Consider the following 16,045-nt stretch of genomic DNA (forward strand, 5'->3'; position numbering starts at 1 on the left):
GGCGTTATCGCGCGCCGATAGTCTTGAATTTGCGAACCTGATCCGTCAGTGCCCGCTCGACCGGAAGCCGTTCCATCGAGGAGGCGCCGTAGAAGCCGTGGCAATTGCGTGTGTTCCTCATGATGAAATCGGCATCGTCCGGATCGGAGATCGGTCCGCCATGAGCGAGCACCAGAATGTCCGGATTGACGCCGAGTGCGGCAGAGGCCCAGGTGTCGATGTGCGCTGGGCAATCCGTCAGCTTGAGCGCTGTCTGCGCGCCGATGGTGCCCCCGGTCGTCAGGCCCAGATGACAGACGATGATATCCGCGCCCGCGATCGCCATCGCGGCAGCTTCCTTCTCGCTAAAGACGTAGGGCGTCGTCAGCAGGTCCTTCTCGCGCGCCTTTGCGATCATGTCGATCTCGAGCGCATAGGACATGCCGGTCTCTTCGAGATTGGCGCGGAACACGCCGTCGATAAGGCCGACGGTCGGAAAGTTCTGCACGCCGGCGAAGCCGAGCGCTTTCAATTGGTCCAGGAAAAGATCCATGTCGCGGAACGGATCCGTGCCATTGACGCCGGCGAGCACTGGCGTCCTGGAGACGACGGGCAGCACTTCGCCCGCCATCTCCAGCACGATGGCGTTGGCGTCGCCGTAAGCCATCAATCCCGCGAGTGAGCCTCGGCCAGCCATGCGGTAGCGGCCGGAATTGTAGATGACGATGAGGTCGACACCGCCAGCCTCCTCGCATTTGGCCGAAAGGCCGGTGCCGGCGCCGCCGCCGACGATCGGCTCGCGGCGCCTTGCCATGTCGCGGAAGCGCTTCAACAGTGCAGCGCGTTCAAACCGTGCCATCGGTCACCTCGCTAGTCTCCGGCGCGCCCCAATGCGGCCGAACAATGTTCGGAACGCGCTGACAATGGTGGAGGCGAACTCGGGGTCATTGATGTTCTTGGGAACGCGGATAAGCTGACGGTTGGCGGTCTGCCGCACGTTGCGCTCCAGCGTGCGGAACAGCGCCGCATCGGCATCCGGATCCCAGAATGGCTGTCCTCGCGCGTCGAGCGCGGAGACGCCGCCCTCGGGCAGGAAGAAGCGCACCGGCCCGTCCATCCGGTTGAGTCGATCGGCGATCCAGTGCCCCATGCGCTCGTTCTCCTCCGCCGTGGTCCGCATCAGTGTGACCTGCGGGTTGTGGACGTGGAATTTCCTGCCGCGGTAGCGCTCCGGGATCGTCTCAGGAGCGCCGAAATTCACCATGTCCAGCGCGCCCGCCGAGCCGACATAAGGCACCCGGCTGCGGATGATGGCGCCAAAGCGGTCGTCGGTGGCCGGGAACACGCCACCCATCAGGAGGTCCCCGACCTCCGTGGTCGTGAGGTCGATGACGCCTGCGACCTGCCCGGAATCGACGAGCTTCTCCATTGAGCGTCCGCCGACGCCGGTGGCGTGGAAGACGAGGCACTCGAAATCCTCGCGCAAGTCGGCCGCGATCTTCTGCACCGCCGGCGTGGTGACACCGAACATGGTGATGCCGACCGACGGCAATCCGCTGTCGTCGCGATCCTTTCGTGCATGCTGATCCAGGCGCGCCTTGACCATGCCGGCGAGCGCGTTGGCGCCGTTGGCCAGCACGGCGCGCGAGATCGAGTTGAGGCCCTGCACGTCGGCGACCGAATGCATCATGGTGATGTCCGCGGGGCCGACATAGGGCCCGACGTCACCGGAGGCGACGGACGAGATGATAAGTTTCGGCACCCCGACAGGAAGGGTCCGCATACCGGGCGCGACCAGTGACGCTGCGCCCGAGCCGCCCGCCGAAATCACGCCGGCAACATTGCTCTGGCGCCGCAGCCAGCTGCTGAAGGCCTCGGCCATCGCGGTGACGGCGGCGCCGCGGTCGGGTCCGAATACCGCCGATCCGCCGCGACCATGGTTCAAGGCGATCTCCTGGGCGGAGACGTCGCTGGCCGCGTGTCTGCCGCTGGTGGAGACATCGACCAATCGGGTTCGCAGGCCTGTCCCAGCGATGATGTCGCGGATGAAGTGGAGCTCCGTGCCCTTGGTGTCGAGCGTACCGACGACGAGCACGACCGGAGGGCCCTGCGTTTGCGTCGCAACCGGTTCGCGCCGTCGCCGTGCCGTCTCGTCGAGACGCATCACCTGTGTCGAGAACGTGCGGGCCGCGGCCTCGATGCGGGCGATCGGCACCGGTTGCGACCAGCGAGTCGGCGGCGTCGGGTTGGAGATGTAGATGCGGATCGCGCCGCCCGGCCGCGTTTGCGGCGGAGAAGGTTTCGCTTCCGTATCCGCCGGCGGCACGTCGAGGTCGAGCTCGAGTCCGGCGTGCATTCCGACACCGAGCAGGCGCTGCTGCAGCTCGCGATCGGCGGCAAGCCGCACCGAATCGATGATGCGGTTGACGCGGCCGTTGACCATGATCGCGACGTTGCCCGACACGGCGGTCGCCACCCCGATATTCTGCTCGATCACGAGCACGGACATGTCGCCGTCCTCGCCAAGCCGTAGCAGCATCTCCTCGACCTGGGCCACGATGACGGGCGCGAGCCCCTCGGTGGGCTCGTCCATGATCAGGAGCCGCGGGTTGGTGAGCAACGCGCGCGAGATCGCGAGCATCTGTTGCTCGCCGCCGGAGAGCTGGCCGCCGCCGTGATCCTTGCGCTCGGCCAACCGCGGAAACGTCTTGTAGATGCGCTCGACCGTCCAGGCGCCGCGGCGCAAGCCGGCGGCAAGCCGCAGATGCTCGTCGACGCTGAGTGAACGCCACAGCCGCCGTCCCTGCGGAACGTAGCCGACGCCGAGTCGGGCTATGTGGGCAGGCGGCTGCCGGGTGATGTCATCGCCGCGGATGCGGATCGAGCCGCCGCTGACCGGCACCAGCCCCATGATGGCCTTGCACAGCGTGGTCTTGCCCATGCCGTTGCGGCCGACGACCGAGAACACGCCGGCCTCGAGCGTCAGGTCCACGCCCTGCAACGCATGCGAATGGCCGTAATAGACGTCCAGGCCGCGGACTTCGAGCGCGGCGGCGGTACGGCGGACCTCATTCATGGCCGCCTCCGAGGTAAAGCTCCTGCACTTCGGGATCGGACTCGATCTCCTGCGGACGGCCTTCCTTGAAGATCCGCCCGTTGTGCATCATCGTGACGCTCTCGACGACGCGCAGGGCCACGTCCATGTCGTGCTCGATGATGATGTAGCCGATATGCGCGGGCAGGGAGGTCAATATCTCGATCAGCTCGGCACGCTCGGTCGGCGACAGTCCCGCGGCCGGTTCATCGAACAGGACGAATCGCGGTGCGCCGGCAAGCGCAAGTGCGATCTCGAGCTGGCGCTGCTGGCCATGCGCGAGTTCGGCAACGCGCTGATCCTTCACGCCCGAGAGATGGACGGCCTGCACGAGATTTTCGGCTGCGTGCATCAACGCATCGTTTTGACCGGGGCGGAGAAACGAGAAGCGCCCCCGTGAGACGCCACGGCAGGCGAGGTAGACATTGTCCTGGACGGTAAGGCCGGGAAACAGCGCGGAGATCTGGTAAGTCCGGCGCAGGCCGCGGCGGATGCGCTCATAGGGCGGGAAGTGCGTGACGTCCTCGCCGAAGAAGCGGATGGTGCCGGAAGAAGGTGGGAAGTCGCCGGTGATGCAGTTGAACAGCGTGGTCTTGCCGGCGCCGTTGGAGCCAAGCACGGCGCGCCGTTCGCCGGGGCGGACGGTAATGGTGATGTCGGTGAGTGCCGCCAGCGCGCCGAACAGACGTGTCACGCCGCGCAGCTCCAGCGCCGCGCCGGCGCCCACGACAGAGAGGCGTTGTGCGACGCTATCCATGGTTGGATCCTTGACTGGATCTTTGGCCAGATTCTCGGCCACGTCGTCCGCTTGAACTTGCCGCGCCGGAGCGTTGGCGGCGGCGCCAGCTCTGCCAGAGCCCGATGACGCCGTCCGAGGACCAGAACACGATGGCGAGGAAGCCGAGGCCGATCAGGAGCCGAAAGCGGTTGCCGTCGAGCCCCAGCTTGACCAGGAAATCGAGTGCGAAAGTGCGCAGCAGCACGAAGATCAGCGCGCCGATAAAGGGTCCGATGGGGCGCGTGATGCCGCCGACGACTGCGATGATGAGAATATCGATGCAGGCTCCGACGCTCACGGATCCCGGCGAAATCTGCCCGTAATTCCAGACCTGGAGTACCCCTGCGAGCGCCGCGACGAAGGACGCGAAGACGTAGGCCGCGACGCGATGCGCATTGACGTTGAAGCCGAGCGCCGCCATGCGGCGGGGATTGTCGCGTACGCCTTGCAGCGCGAGGCCGAATGGCGCGCGGGAGATGTAGTCGACGGCGAAGTAGCACAGCGCGGCTACCGCGAGGACGATATAATAGAACGGAATGTCGGCGCGCCAGTTGACGCCCCAGAAATGCGGCGTGGCAACGGTATTGATGCCAGTATGGCCGTTGAAAATCGCCCAGTTCTGGTTGGTGAAATAATAGAACGCCGCGCCGATCGCGAGCGTGATCATGATGGTGTAGATGCCCTCGGTGCGCACCGCCAGCGCGCCGCCGAGCGTGCCGAAGATGGTCGCGAGCGCAAGCGCCATCGGGACCGCAAGCCACCACGGCCAGCCCAGGCTGATATTGGCGTTGCCGCTGACGCCAAACACCGCGACCATATAGGCGGAGAAACCCGCGATGGTGAGCTGCATCAGGCTGACCATGCCGCCATAGCCGGCAAGAAACATCAGACTCAGCGCCATGGTTCCGAGGATCAGCGTGGTCGCAAAGATCTCGATCAGGAAGAAGCCGTTGGCGATCAGGGGCATGATCAGGAGAATGGCGGCGACGGCCCAGGCCGCCGGATTGTCGATGTCCGGCCATCCGCGCAATCTGGAGCGCTGCACCGCAGTGGCGGGACGAACCGGGACGCGGGCGTCGTGAGCGAGGGACATGTCAGCGCCTCGCCAACAGGCCCTGCGGCCGAATTGCCAGCACCAGAACCATGATCAGGAAGGTCACCACGATGGCGTAGGTCGGGATGTAGACCGAGCCGAGCTGTTCGGCGAGGCCAATGATGAGCGCGCCCAGGGCAGCCCCAGGAATCGAGCCCATCCCACCGACGATCACGACGACGAGGGAGGCGAGCAGGAAGCGGATATCTTCGCCTGGCGAGAGCGACTGGAAGGTTCCGCCGACGACGCCAGCGACGCCGGCGAGGCCGGCGCCGAGCGCAAACACCACCACGAAAACGAGTTGGATCCGTACCCCGGTCGCAGCCAAGATGTCGCGATCGTCGACGCCGGCGCGGATGATCATGCCGATGCGCGTGCGGTTGAGCGCCAGCCACATCGCCATGCCGATCACGACGGAGGCGGCGAAGATCACGAGTCGAACCAGGGGATAGCGGAGATAGACCGGCTCGCCTGAGGATTTGATCGCGGTGACCAGCGGCAGCTCTACAGGTCCGATCAGCCAGTTCGGGGTCTGGATCTGATAGAAATCGCCGCCGCAGGCCCACAGCATCAGATCGGCGAACACGATCGAGAGTCCGATGGTCACCATGGTCTGGCGCAGGTCCTGGCCTTCCATACGGCGGAAGACGAGGACCTGGAGCAGGACGCCGACCAGTGCCGTCAGGACGAAAGCGACGATGAAGCTGAGGACCCATGAACCGGTAGCGGCGCTGATGGCATAGCCGACATAGCCGCCGAACAAATAGAGCGAACCGTGCGCGAGGTTGACGTTGCGCATCAGGCCGAAGATCAGCGTGAAACCGCTGGCGACGAGGAAATAGAGACCGCCGAGCGTGATGCCGTTGAAGAGGGCGTTGAGGAAGACCCGCTTGCGGCCGAACGCATCTTCGACGCCCTGCGGCCACACTGCGAAAACCAGCCAAAGCGCCACCGCAATCACGATGATGACAATCAGTGCCCAGGCAGGATGGCGCTCGACAAAGCGGGTCATGATCGCCGCTCCGTCTTCACGTCACCCCATCTCTCACCCCGCAAGCGGGGCGGAGAGGCACGCAGACCGTTGCCGGCCGCAAGCCCTGCCATGAACGTGCGCTCCCTATTGCGCGTGATCCTCTTTTCGGGATCGCGTTTGGCGCATCCTAATGCGGCTGTAAGGGAGGTGTTTGATCGTGAGTATCTTTTCGCGTGCGGTCAGGCGCGCAAAACCTTGGCCGCGCGGCGATAATCGGTCGGCGCCATGCCGACATTGGCGGCGAAGAAGCGGGTGAATCCGCTCTGCGACGAGAAGCCGAGATCGAAGCCGATATCAGCGATCGGCGCTTCGCTCGCCACCAGCGCCTCCAGCGCCTGCTCCATCATCAGCGTGTTGAGATAGAGGTGTGGCGTGACGCCGGTCTGGGTGCGGAAGAGCCGGTAGAAATGCGGCCGCGACAGGCCGGATTCGCGCGCGATGGTGTCGAGCTCGATCTCGGCGCCAGGACTCTCCGACATCATCTTGATGCACTTGCGCACGCGAAAATCAGTGATGGAACCGTTTGTGCGCGGATCGCGCGCGGTCGCCGCCTGTTGCCAGCTTTCGTCATAACAGATGTCGATCAGGCTTCTCAGCTCGCCATCGAGGCTGTTGAGCGAGGGAGCGCCGCACACGAGGGCGGCTGCGTGCCTGATATGCTTGTCCAGCGCAACGGACCGCGTGAACTGGGTGCGGCCGAAGCGCAGGCGATCGGCGCCGGGCGCATCGGGCGCAAACCACTCCGCATTGACGTAGAGCACGAAGAAAACGGCACCGCCGTCGAGATCGGACGGCAGGAAATTATGCGGCTCCCACGGATTGACCGCGACGACGGAATCTTCGGTGAGCTCGTAGCGTCCGTCGCTGACATCGATGCATGCGGAACGCCCGCCGACATGGAAGATCAAATGACCTTCGCGATGTGCGTGGATGTTGAAAGGGCGGTTCAACTGATAGACCGTCGCCCGACCAAAGCGGCCGTGGAAGACGGCGAGCGCCCGGCTCATGCCTCTCCTCCCAAAAGCTCTTGGTATTTTTTGGTAGCGTTCAACAACCGAGGAGAGAATGCAAGGGCGCACGTGTCGCGCTTCTGGCAAATCTCTCCCCGGCCGGTCATCGTTCGCGAACGAGACTAGGTCAGTATTTCTTACATTCCGGTACTGTGCGGCTCGGTAAACCGATTTTGGCGAACACCGCGGGATCGTAGCCCAGCGTTTGGTTGACGTTCGGGATCACGTTCACGACCTTTGAGAACAGCGCGCCCTTGCCGTCGTCGACGACCTCGGTGACGAAGTTGGTGCCGATCGCCTGGCGGTTGGAGTCCAGCTTGATCTTGCCGTTGGGTGCGTCGAGTTCGATCTTGGCAAGCGCCTCCTTGTACTTGGCCTGATTGTTGGAGAGATCTCCGTTGACCTGACGCAGCGCCAGGATGAGCGCCATGGTGGAGCCGTAGTAGTTGGTGGCGAGCAGCGATGGGCTCGGGAAGCGCTTGTTGGGCGGAAAGGCGTCCTGATAGTCCTTCACGAACTTCTGCCAACTCGGGTTCTCCCAGGTGTCGGCCTGGCCGCTCGCGGCCAGCGTGCCGATCAGGGCATTCTTGGCGTTTCCCTTGGACGACAGGATGGTCTGGTCGATCATGATCGAGCCGCCCATCAGATGCGCCTTGCCGCCGGCCTGCTGGTATTGGTTCAGGAAGTTGACGGCGTCGGCGCCGCCGAGGCCGAGATAGATTGCGTCGACGTCGTCGGGCAGTGCGGCGATAACCGAGGCAAAGTCCTTTGTGCCAAGCGGCACCCATTGCCGGTTGGTGACCTGTCCGCCAGCACCGCAGAACTCGAGCACGAGGCCGAACACCTGCGTATAGATGAAGGAGTAGTCTTCGCCGACGGTCGCGATCTTGCGATACTTCTTTTGGTCATAAGCGTATTTGCCGAGGCCCACCTGCCACTGCGCGCCGTCCATGTTGTAGCGGAAAAAGTTCGGAGCCGGATCGACATAGGTCGTTTCCTGGGCACCGGAGGCGGCATTGATGAAAGTGAGTTCGGGATGGGTCTTTGCAAAATTTTTGACCGCGATGCCTTCGTCGCCAGAGAGCGGCGACAGCAGGATCTGTACCTTGTCCTGCTCGATCAGCTTGCGCACGGCTCGTACGGCGGAGTCCGGCGTCGCGTCGGTCGAGGCGATGACAAATTCGAGTTCCTTGTCGCCGACCTTCTTTCCGAGGACGTTGAGGGCCGTCTGGAAGCCGCGGATGCCGTCCTCGCCGAGCACGGTGTAGGTGCCTTCGAGCGTCGCGGTGACGCCGACCTTGATCTTCTCCTGTGCGAAGGCGGTGCCCGAAAGTAACAGGCTGCTCAACGCGATCAGTCCTAGACTGCCTTTCAACATTTGCTCTGCTCCCTGGGCGTTCTTGTCACTGTTTTTCACCGCGCCTGGACGCGCCCGCCGCGCGGTGCGGCGTTCGGACAAGGCCAACGGTTCTTGAAATGGAGGCTAACTGAACTCCGATGCAGCGCACGTGCCGGAGCCGCGCGCGGCTTAACGGGCAGTCTCATTTTGAATGCTGCGTCGCGATTAACATCGCAGTGCAACAGGCGTCAGGCTTCCCGAATTTGCACCCGCCAGCCGCATGGCGGTCGCGGACTGCCGCCGTGTGAAGGGATCGCTCGAATAGAGGAGAAATCAATCGTAGGCGTTGCGTGATTTCGCCGCGCGCGGCACTCGCTGGTTATACGTTGTGGCAGGCGATCGTCCGACCGTCCGCACCGACAGATCGAAGTTGTGGCACATCGACGAGACAGCGATCGCTCGCCATAGGACAGCGGGGCGCATATGCACAGCCGTGCGGTCGCGTGAAGAGGCTTGGCGGTTCACCCATTTCGATCGCGCCCTGGATCCGTTCCGATGGATCGGGCTTCGGAATTGCCGCCACCAACGCGCGCGTATAGGGGTGGAGCGGATGATCCAGGACCGTCCGCGTCCCGGCCTGCTCCACGATCCGGCCCATATACATGACAGCAACGCGGCTGCTGATCTGCCCGATCACGCCAAGGTCGTGCGAGATGAAGAGCATCGACAGTCTCAATTGGTCACGCAGATCCATCATCAGGTTGAGCACTTGCGCCTGCACGGAAACGTCGAGGGCCGAGACCGGCTCGTCGGCGACGATGATGGACGGCGTGGGAAGAATGGCGCGCGCGATTCCGACCCGTTGCCGTTGCCCGCCACTCAGTTCGTAAGGGTAGCGAGCGGCGAAAGACGGGTTCAACCCGACGGCCGTCAAGGTGGCGGCTATGGCCGCGCTGCGCTCGGCGCGGCTCTTGAAGATGCCGCTGATGTCGGCCGCCTCCGCCACCGAATCTCCAATTGCGCGCCGCGGGTTGAGCGATGCATTGGGGTCCTGGAAAACCATCCGGACGTTCAGACGCATCTCGCGCAGGCCGGAGCGGCCGGCTCCGATCAATTCGGTTCCCTTCAAATTGATGTTGCCGCTGTCGGGCTGGACCAGCCCGACGAGGGTTCGGCCTAGCGTGGTCTTGCCGCAGCCGGATTCGCCCACGATCCCGAGGACCTCGCCTTCGGCCAGCGACAGCGATACACCATCCACCGCCTGCACCCGGTATTTCCGACCGGCTCGCCTGGCACTGAACGAGACCATCATGTCCCGGACGTCGAGGATGACATTGCCGCTCATGGTAGCCCCCCGCCGGCCAGCGGAAATGCGCAGAGCACCTCGTGTCCTTGGGAGGCCTCCAGGCGGGGAGGGGGCGCCACGCGGCACTCATCGCGCACCGCTGCGCAACGCAAGGCAAACACGCAGCCGGCAGCGACCGTACCTGGCAGCGGCGGCTGACCAGAAATGGTTGGCAGCCGGCGCGCGCCGGAGTTTCGCGACGGCATGCAATCCATCAATCCGCGGGTGTAATGATGACGCGGTGCGCCGAACAGCGCACCGACTGAAGCGGTTTCCACGATCCGGCCGGCGTACATGACAGCGACGCGATCGGCGAGCTGCGCAATGACTCCCATGTCGTGGGTGATGAACAATATCGCCATATCCAGCCGATTGCAGAGCTCGCGCAAGAGCCCGAGAATCTGAACCTGTATGGTGACATCGAGCGCGGTGGTCGGTTCATCGGCGACCAGCACCTGTGGCCTGCAGGCCAGCGCAATCGCGATCATGACCCGCTGGCGTTGGCCTCCGGACAACTGATGCGGATACGCGGACAGCTGCATTTTGGGGTCGGGCATACGTACCAGTTCGAGCAGTTCGCGCGCACGGACCAGCGCCGCCGCGCCCGAAATTCCCTCATGCACGCGCACGGCTTCGGCGATCTGATCGCCGATCCGACGAACAGGGTTGAGTGAGGTCATCGGCTCCTGAAAGATCATTGCCATGCGGCCGTGGCCCGCTTCGACACGTTGCCAGGGCTGCAGCTGCGTTACGTCGCAGCCCTCCAACAGGACCCGCCCGGCGCGAACCCGGGGACCGGGCTGCGGCAGCAATCCCATGACCGCAAGCGAGGTCATGCTCTTTCCGCAACCGGACTCGCCGACGAGGCCAAGGATCTCGCCCTTGGCCAAGCCGAAGGACACGCCCGCGACGATGTCGACCGGCGAGGTTTCCGGCCCCACTGACACCGTAAGGTCGCAAACTGTCAGCACGGCCTAACCCTTCTCACCAAAGACCTGACGGAATCGCGGATCAAGTCGATCGCGCAATGCATCGCCGACCAGGTTCAGAGAAAACGCCGTCGCCACGATCATCATGCCCGGAAAGAAGAGCAGCCACGGAGCGCGCGTGATGAAGGTCCGCGATTCCGCCAGCATATTGCCCCAGCTCGGAATGTCCGGCGGGGCGCCGAGGCCCAGGAAATCGAGTGAAGCCGCGCCGAGCTGCGCGAACGCGAAGACGAAGCTGGCCTGCACGAGAAGTGGTGAGACCAGGTTCGGCAAGATGTGCCGACTGATGAGCCATGCCGCTCCGGCGCCCATGCTGCGCGACGCCTCGACATAGGTTTCCGCGCGCAAGCGCAGTGTCAGTCCGTAGACGATCCGGGTCGTCGTCGTCATGTAGCCGATCCCGATGGCCAGGATGACGGTGGCCACACTCGGGCTCAAGATGACAATCAGGCCAAGTGCGAGAAGCAGAGTCGGGAAGGCCATCAGCACGTCGACCATGCGCATCAGCAGGTGACCCAGCCGCGGGAACAGAGCGGAAAGTACGCCGGCCGGAACGCCGGTCGCGAGAGCGAAGACGACCACGCCCGAGCCGATCAGAAGTGCCATGCGTGCTGAATGAATGGTGCGCGACAGGGTATCCCGGCCGAATTGGTCGGTGCCGAACCAGTGGGTCACGTTCGGGGGCGTCAGGCGGATCAGGGGATCGATGGCATACGGATCGTAAGGCGACAGCCAGGGTGCGAAGATCGCGGCGAGCACGGTCGCCAGAAGGACCCCGAGCCCGGCCAGCGCGATCGGACGGGCGATGAACGGCTTGAGCCACAAAATCACGCTGTTGCTGCTCATTGAAGTTCAACCCGCGGATCGAGCAGACGATAGCTCAGATCGACGATCAGATTGATCAGGAGATAAACCACGACAATAACTAGGATGACGCCCTGGATCACAGGGTAGTCTCGACGAAGGATCGACTGAACGACGAGGCGGCCGATGCCGGGCAGGGCAAAGACGGTTTCGGTCACCACCGCTTCGGACAACAGTGCGGCGAAGGTGAAGCCGAAGGCCGAGACGACCGCCAGCAGTGCATTACGCCAGATGTGACGACGCACGACCTGCCACGGCCTAATTCCCTTTGCACGCGCCGTGCGCACGTAGTCCTCCCGGGAGACGTCGAGCATGCTGGCGCGCGTCAGCCGCAGGATCAAAGCGGCATTCGGAGCCGCAAGCGCCAGGCTGGGCAGGACGAGATAGCGGAGATTGACGACACCGCCTTCGAAGATCGACGGATAACCGGAGCTCGGAAACCAGCCGAGCCAGGCGGCAAAGATCAGGATCAGATAGAGCCCGACCCAGAACGTGGGTATCGAGGCCATCAGCATCGCCCCACCGGACAATCCCTGGTCGAGCCACGTGCCGTGCCGGACCGCCGCAATCATGCCGATCGGCACGCCGATGACCGCAACCCAGATCATCGTCATGGTGGCGAGCAAGATGCTGGTCTCGGCGCCATCGGCAATCACCGACAGCACGGGCGCCTGGAAGAAGATCGACCGCCCGAGATCGCCCTCGAGCACATGGCCGGCCCAAGTGAGATATTGCAGGATGATCGGCTGGTCGAGACCGAGCTGGTGTCGCAAGGCGTCGATCTGGTCGGGCGTCGCGGTGTCACCGAGCAGAACATAGATCGGGTCACCCGGCACGATATGGATGAACGCGAAGATGATGATGGACGCTGCCAGCAGCGTCACCGCCGTCGTTCCTGCGCGCTTGAATGCGTAAGACCACATGTGATTGGGCGCCTGGTCAGCGGCAACGATGCGCGCCGGCGCCGGCGCTCGACAGTCCTCGCGGCCTCATTGTCCGTCCTTATTTCGTCGACACATTCCAGAACACGGGACCGTTGGGATTGAGCCCCTTGAGCTTGGGAGACGCAATGTCATAGGTGTAGGCATCGCCTACTTTCATCACCGGTACCTGCTCATAGATCAGCGACTGGATCTTGTCCCATGTCGACTTGCGCGCAGCTGGATCGGTCGTGTTGATCAACTCTGCCCGAAGCGAGCCGATCTCGGGGCTGTCCCACCAGCCGGGATAGCTCGCATTCAGGAACGTGAGCAGCAGCGGGTCGGGCGCGAAGGAATGGTGGGTGACGAAGATGTCCCACTGTTCCGGCTGGCCGCGCATCTTCAGAAGGGTCGCCCAATCGACGACCATCATCTGAACATTGATGCCGGCGTCGGCCAGCTGGCGGGTGAAGACAGAGGCTTCATCATAGTGTGCCTGGTAGTTCGTCGAGACCAGCAGGCGGATCGGCGTCCCCGTGTAGTCCGCCTCCTTTGCGAGCTCCTTGGCCTTCTTCGGATCGTGCGCACTGTAATTGGAGGCGCCTTCGGTCGAGTACCAGGGTGTGCCGTTGGGAAAGATCGATCCTTCGGCATTCCACAGGTCCTTGGGACCGAAGGCGACGCGCAATGCCTGCGACTTGTCCAGCGCGGTCTGGATGGCGCGGCGGAGCTTGTAATTGTCCTTCAGGATTCCCTGCTTCGAGTTCATGAAGAAAAGGCCGAAGATCGGCGCGTTGGTACGCTGCACCTGAACCGATGGATCTTTGCTCAGGGACTCGTACAGATCGCCGGAGATCATTTCCGCGTAGTCGTAGTCGCCCGCCTGCACGCCGCTCACGCGCGTGCCGACGTCAGGCACCGGAATGAACCGGATCTTGTCGAAGCTCGCAACGCGGGCGCCAGCGAAGCCGTCCCCCTTTTCCTTGACTGGCTTGTAGCCCTCGAACCTCTCCACCTCGACATAGCGGTTCGGCCGCCACTCCACGAACTTGTAGGGTCCGGTGCCGATATAGTCCTTTTGCTCGATCGGCCGGTTTCCCGCTTTGGCGGCTATGTCTTCCGGATAGATCGCAAGGCCGCCATTGACGTCCGCAATGAGAGCCTTCCAGGCGCCGTTCGGCGCGGACAATTTCAGCGTGACTTCATACTTTCCGGTCGCCTCGACCGAGGTAGCCGCCGCCATCAGGAGCTTGCCACGCGCACCGAAACTGCCCCATCGCGTCATCGAGGCGACCACGTCCTTGGCGGTCATCTCCTTGCCGTTGTGGAAGAGGACACCTTCGCGGAGCTTGATGACGATGGTCCGACCGCCGTCTTCCGTGCGATCGCTCTCGGCCAGCATCGGACGCGGCGTATAGGTCGAGTCCAGGGCATACAGGGTCTCGAAGATGTGGCGGCCGATGACCGATGCGACGTCGGCTGTCGTCAGCATGACATCGAGCGGCGGCGGTTCTCCGATGGTGGCTTCGCGGAGCAGGGTGGCGGCATTGGCCTGCGCAATCAAAAACGACGCAGTGGCCAGCCCCATGACGCCACGCATCAAGACACTTGGACCGTATCTCATGATCGCCCTCCCGCCTTGTTGAACCGCCTGCTTCCCGGTGCAGGGGATGTGCCTTTCAGCTGTTGCGCTGATGGCACGCTATTGGTTGTTCGAAAGTTACATACACAATTTGGCAATTATCAAGCGGAAAATGCTGTTCTTGATGGGGCATGCCGATATACGTTTGGTCGATGCTGAAGGTTTCTTACGGCAGCTTCTTGCCAAGGGCGCAGGTTGATCTGACCTGGGGAAGGGCGGGCAATGGCGCGTGCAAAGCGAAATCATCCGGCGAGAGCCGTTGGTACAGCGATCTCGAAGCCGTCGGGCGACGACAATGTCGTGGCCGGCGACATCATCTCCCTCATCAGGCAAAGCGCTCCAAGCCTCAGCCCCTCGGAGCAACGCGTTGCCACGGTGCTGCTGGCCGATATGGAGTTTGCCGTTCACGCCAGCAATTCCGAGTTGGCCCGTCGGGCGCGCGTCAGCGAGCCGACGGTAACCCGGTTCAGCCGCTCCGTCGGTTGTCGGGGCGTCCGCGACCTCAAGGTGAGGCTGGCTCAAGCAATGGCGGTCGGGCGGATTTACGTTGAGCTTCCCCCGCATGTCGGGACCGATCTGGCGCGCCCCGCGCTCTGGCGGTCGGTGTTTCAGGAAATTCGCCGTGCAATTGCCGCCGCCGAGGAAGGACTTCGCAAGGAAGACATCGAGAGGGCTGCCGAAGCTATCTCGCGCTGTTCGAAGCTTGCCGCGTTCGGGGTTGGGGGCGGTTCCACTCTTGCGGCGGCGGAGGTTCAGAACCGGTTCTTTCGTCTTGGGGTTGCCGTCTCGCATGCCTCCGATCCGAGCTTGATGCGGATGATCGCCGCGACCCTCGGACGGGATGATGTCGTCGTTGCCATCTCGACCACCGGTGCAGCGAACGCGGTGATCGAGGCAGCCAGTATCGCCAAGCAATACGGCGCCTTGGTCGTCGCAATTACCAAGCCGCAAAGCAGGCTGGCCTCGATCGCCGATATTGCGCTCGGCGTGCACGTGCCGGAAGCGCCCGACGCGCTCAAGCCGACGGCGTCGCGCTATGCATTTCTCGCCACCATCGATCTGCTCGCAGCGTCAACCGCCTATTGCAAGCCGCTCGAAGCCCAGGCACGCATGCGGCGGATCAAATACGAGTTGCTGAAGGGAAGCGACGGGGACGCCAAAGGGCCGCTGGGAGACTGAAAAATCTCCCAGTGGCCCGACGAGGATTTGTTCGGTGCATCGCCGCTCGCATGTGGCAACGTCCATCGCGCTCCGAAACCTGAACAGTACATGCTGCAGAAAAATCGTCCGGCAGGATACGATGTTCAGAGCCGGCTGCGACGGCTATCAGCGGCAGACGTAGCTGCCATTGACCAGAACGCGGACACATCCCGTACCGACAGCGGCTGCACCAACTGCTGCGCCGCCGACGACCGCGCGCCTGGTGGTGCGCCGTGCTACGCCGGCGACTGATACGGGCGTCAAGGGCCGCCCGACCCGTGCTTCAGCCCGGCCGAGCGAGAGCGAAAGGCCTTCGTCCACCGACCAGTCCATCGAGCCGGACACTCCGAGGGCGACCACGGCAACTGCGAGTGATAATTTTGTGACCAAACCAAGCTTCATAATAGTCTCCGCCTGTGAGAGTGAATTTGGACGCTCCATGGACTGGGGCTCGGACCATTGATCAAGATCAAGGAACCGTCGAAATCGTAAGCTGGTAACCGAAGGCGAACCACCAGAACGATTCAGTCGGGTTCGGGTACATGCGTCACCCTTTTCGCCTCGTTTTTACTTCTGTATGCAGAGCGGCCTCAGTGTCTCGTCGCTGCTGCGCGCTTTCGCGTATTCCATCAGCGCCGTCCGGGCTGCTTCGCAACGCTCTGCGCTTGAAAATTCTTGTGTCGATATGACGGCGCCATTCGCGACGCCGAGCCAGCTGATGACGACCAGAACATAGGTCACGGTATCCTCCCCCTCAGC

General features: G+C 63.3%; 15 protein-coding genes. 1 reads left to right on the forward strand and 14 read right to left on the reverse strand.

Translation table 11 applies throughout. The annotated features are described in order from the left end of the window. Positions 1 to 4: 4 nt before the first annotated feature. The 12 genes from ABIB91_RS35150 to ABIB91_RS35205 form a co-directional block, all read right to left on the reverse strand. Positions 5 to 838, reverse strand: a complete 834-nt coding sequence (locus ABIB91_RS35150) for a phosphoenolpyruvate hydrolase family protein (RefSeq protein WP_354171388.1) — start codon at positions 836 to 838, stop codon at positions 5 to 7. Positions 839 to 841: 3 nt separating this feature from the next. Next, on the reverse strand, positions 842 to 3,055 hold the full coding sequence (locus tag ABIB91_RS35155) for an ABC transporter permease (protein ID WP_354171386.1): 2,214 nt from the start codon (positions 3,053 to 3,055) through the stop codon (positions 842 to 844). Beyond that, entirely contained in the window at positions 3,048 to 3,830 is a 783-nt protein-coding gene (locus ABIB91_RS35160) for an ABC transporter ATP-binding protein (protein ID WP_007593014.1), read from the reverse strand. The genes ABIB91_RS35155 and ABIB91_RS35160 overlap by 8 nt, the downstream gene beginning before the upstream one ends. Next, entirely contained in the window at positions 3,823 to 4,944 is a 1,122-nt protein-coding gene (locus tag ABIB91_RS35165) for a branched-chain amino acid ABC transporter permease (RefSeq protein ID WP_354171384.1), read from the reverse strand. Before ABIB91_RS35165 ends, ABIB91_RS35160 begins: the two co-directional genes overlap by 8 nt. A gap of 1 nt (position 4,945) precedes the next feature. Beyond that, positions 4,946 to 5,956, reverse strand: coding sequence for a branched-chain amino acid ABC transporter permease (locus tag ABIB91_RS35170; RefSeq protein ID WP_354171382.1), 1,011 nt, complete (start codon positions 5,954 to 5,956; stop codon positions 4,946 to 4,948). A gap of 200 nt (positions 5,957 to 6,156) precedes the next feature. Further along, the gene (locus tag ABIB91_RS35175) at positions 6,157 to 6,984 is read right to left on the reverse strand and encodes an AraC family transcriptional regulator (RefSeq protein ID WP_219684401.1); all 828 of its coding nucleotides are present in this window, start codon (positions 6,982 to 6,984) and stop codon (positions 6,157 to 6,159) included. Positions 6,985 to 7,114: 130 nt separating this feature from the next. Continuing rightward, positions 7,115 to 8,365 (reverse strand): ABC transporter substrate-binding protein, encoded by a 1,251-nt coding sequence (locus ABIB91_RS35180; protein ID WP_007593010.1) that lies wholly within the window; start codon positions 8,363 to 8,365, stop codon positions 7,115 to 7,117. A 340-nt stretch (positions 8,366 to 8,705) separates the two neighbouring features. Continuing rightward, on the reverse strand, positions 8,706 to 9,671 hold the full coding sequence (locus tag ABIB91_RS35185) for an ABC transporter ATP-binding protein (protein WP_007593009.1): 966 nt from the start codon (positions 9,669 to 9,671) through the stop codon (positions 8,706 to 8,708). Further along, on the reverse strand, positions 9,668 to 10,642 hold the full coding sequence (locus ABIB91_RS35190) for an ABC transporter ATP-binding protein (RefSeq protein WP_219684399.1): 975 nt from the start codon (positions 10,640 to 10,642) through the stop codon (positions 9,668 to 9,670). Before ABIB91_RS35190 ends, ABIB91_RS35185 begins: the two co-directional genes overlap by 4 nt. A 3-nt stretch (positions 10,643 to 10,645) precedes the next feature. Then, complete coding sequence (locus tag ABIB91_RS35195; RefSeq protein ID WP_007593008.1) at positions 10,646 to 11,506, reverse strand: ABC transporter permease; 861 nt, start codon at positions 11,504 to 11,506, stop codon at positions 10,646 to 10,648. Next, the gene (locus ABIB91_RS35200) at positions 11,503 to 12,447 is read right to left on the reverse strand and encodes an ABC transporter permease (protein ID WP_007593006.1); all 945 of its coding nucleotides are present in this window, start codon (positions 12,445 to 12,447) and stop codon (positions 11,503 to 11,505) included. The genes ABIB91_RS35195 and ABIB91_RS35200 overlap by 4 nt, the downstream gene beginning before the upstream one ends. Before the next feature lie 79 nt (positions 12,448 to 12,526). Then, on the reverse strand, positions 12,527 to 14,068 hold the full coding sequence (locus ABIB91_RS35205; RefSeq protein WP_354171378.1) for an ABC transporter substrate-binding protein: 1,542 nt from the start codon (positions 14,066 to 14,068) through the stop codon (positions 12,527 to 12,529). 318 nt (positions 14,069 to 14,386) lie between these two features. On the opposite strand from ABIB91_RS35205, the gene ABIB91_RS35210 reads away from it, so the two are divergent. After that, a complete protein-coding gene (locus tag ABIB91_RS35210; protein WP_311985924.1) occupies positions 14,387 to 15,265 on the forward strand; it encodes a MurR/RpiR family transcriptional regulator in 879 nt (292 codons plus the stop codon). 147 nt (positions 15,266 to 15,412) lie between these two features. Here the strand turns inward: ABIB91_RS35210 and ABIB91_RS35215 are convergent, their stop codons facing one another. Both ABIB91_RS35215 and ABIB91_RS35220 read right to left on the reverse strand, forming a co-directional pair. Continuing rightward, entirely contained in the window at positions 15,413 to 15,688 is a 276-nt protein-coding gene (locus tag ABIB91_RS35215; protein ID WP_007593000.1) for a hypothetical protein, read from the reverse strand. Positions 15,689 to 15,853: 165 nt separating this feature from the next. Continuing rightward, positions 15,854 to 16,027, reverse strand: a complete 174-nt coding sequence (locus tag ABIB91_RS35220; protein ID WP_007592998.1) for a hypothetical protein — start codon at positions 16,025 to 16,027, stop codon at positions 15,854 to 15,856. Positions 16,028 to 16,045 lie beyond the last annotated feature (18 nt).

This window comes from Bradyrhizobium sp. JR4.3 (assembly GCF_040547695.1).
Classification (GTDB): Bacteria; Pseudomonadota; Alphaproteobacteria; order Rhizobiales; family Xanthobacteraceae; genus Bradyrhizobium; species Bradyrhizobium canariense.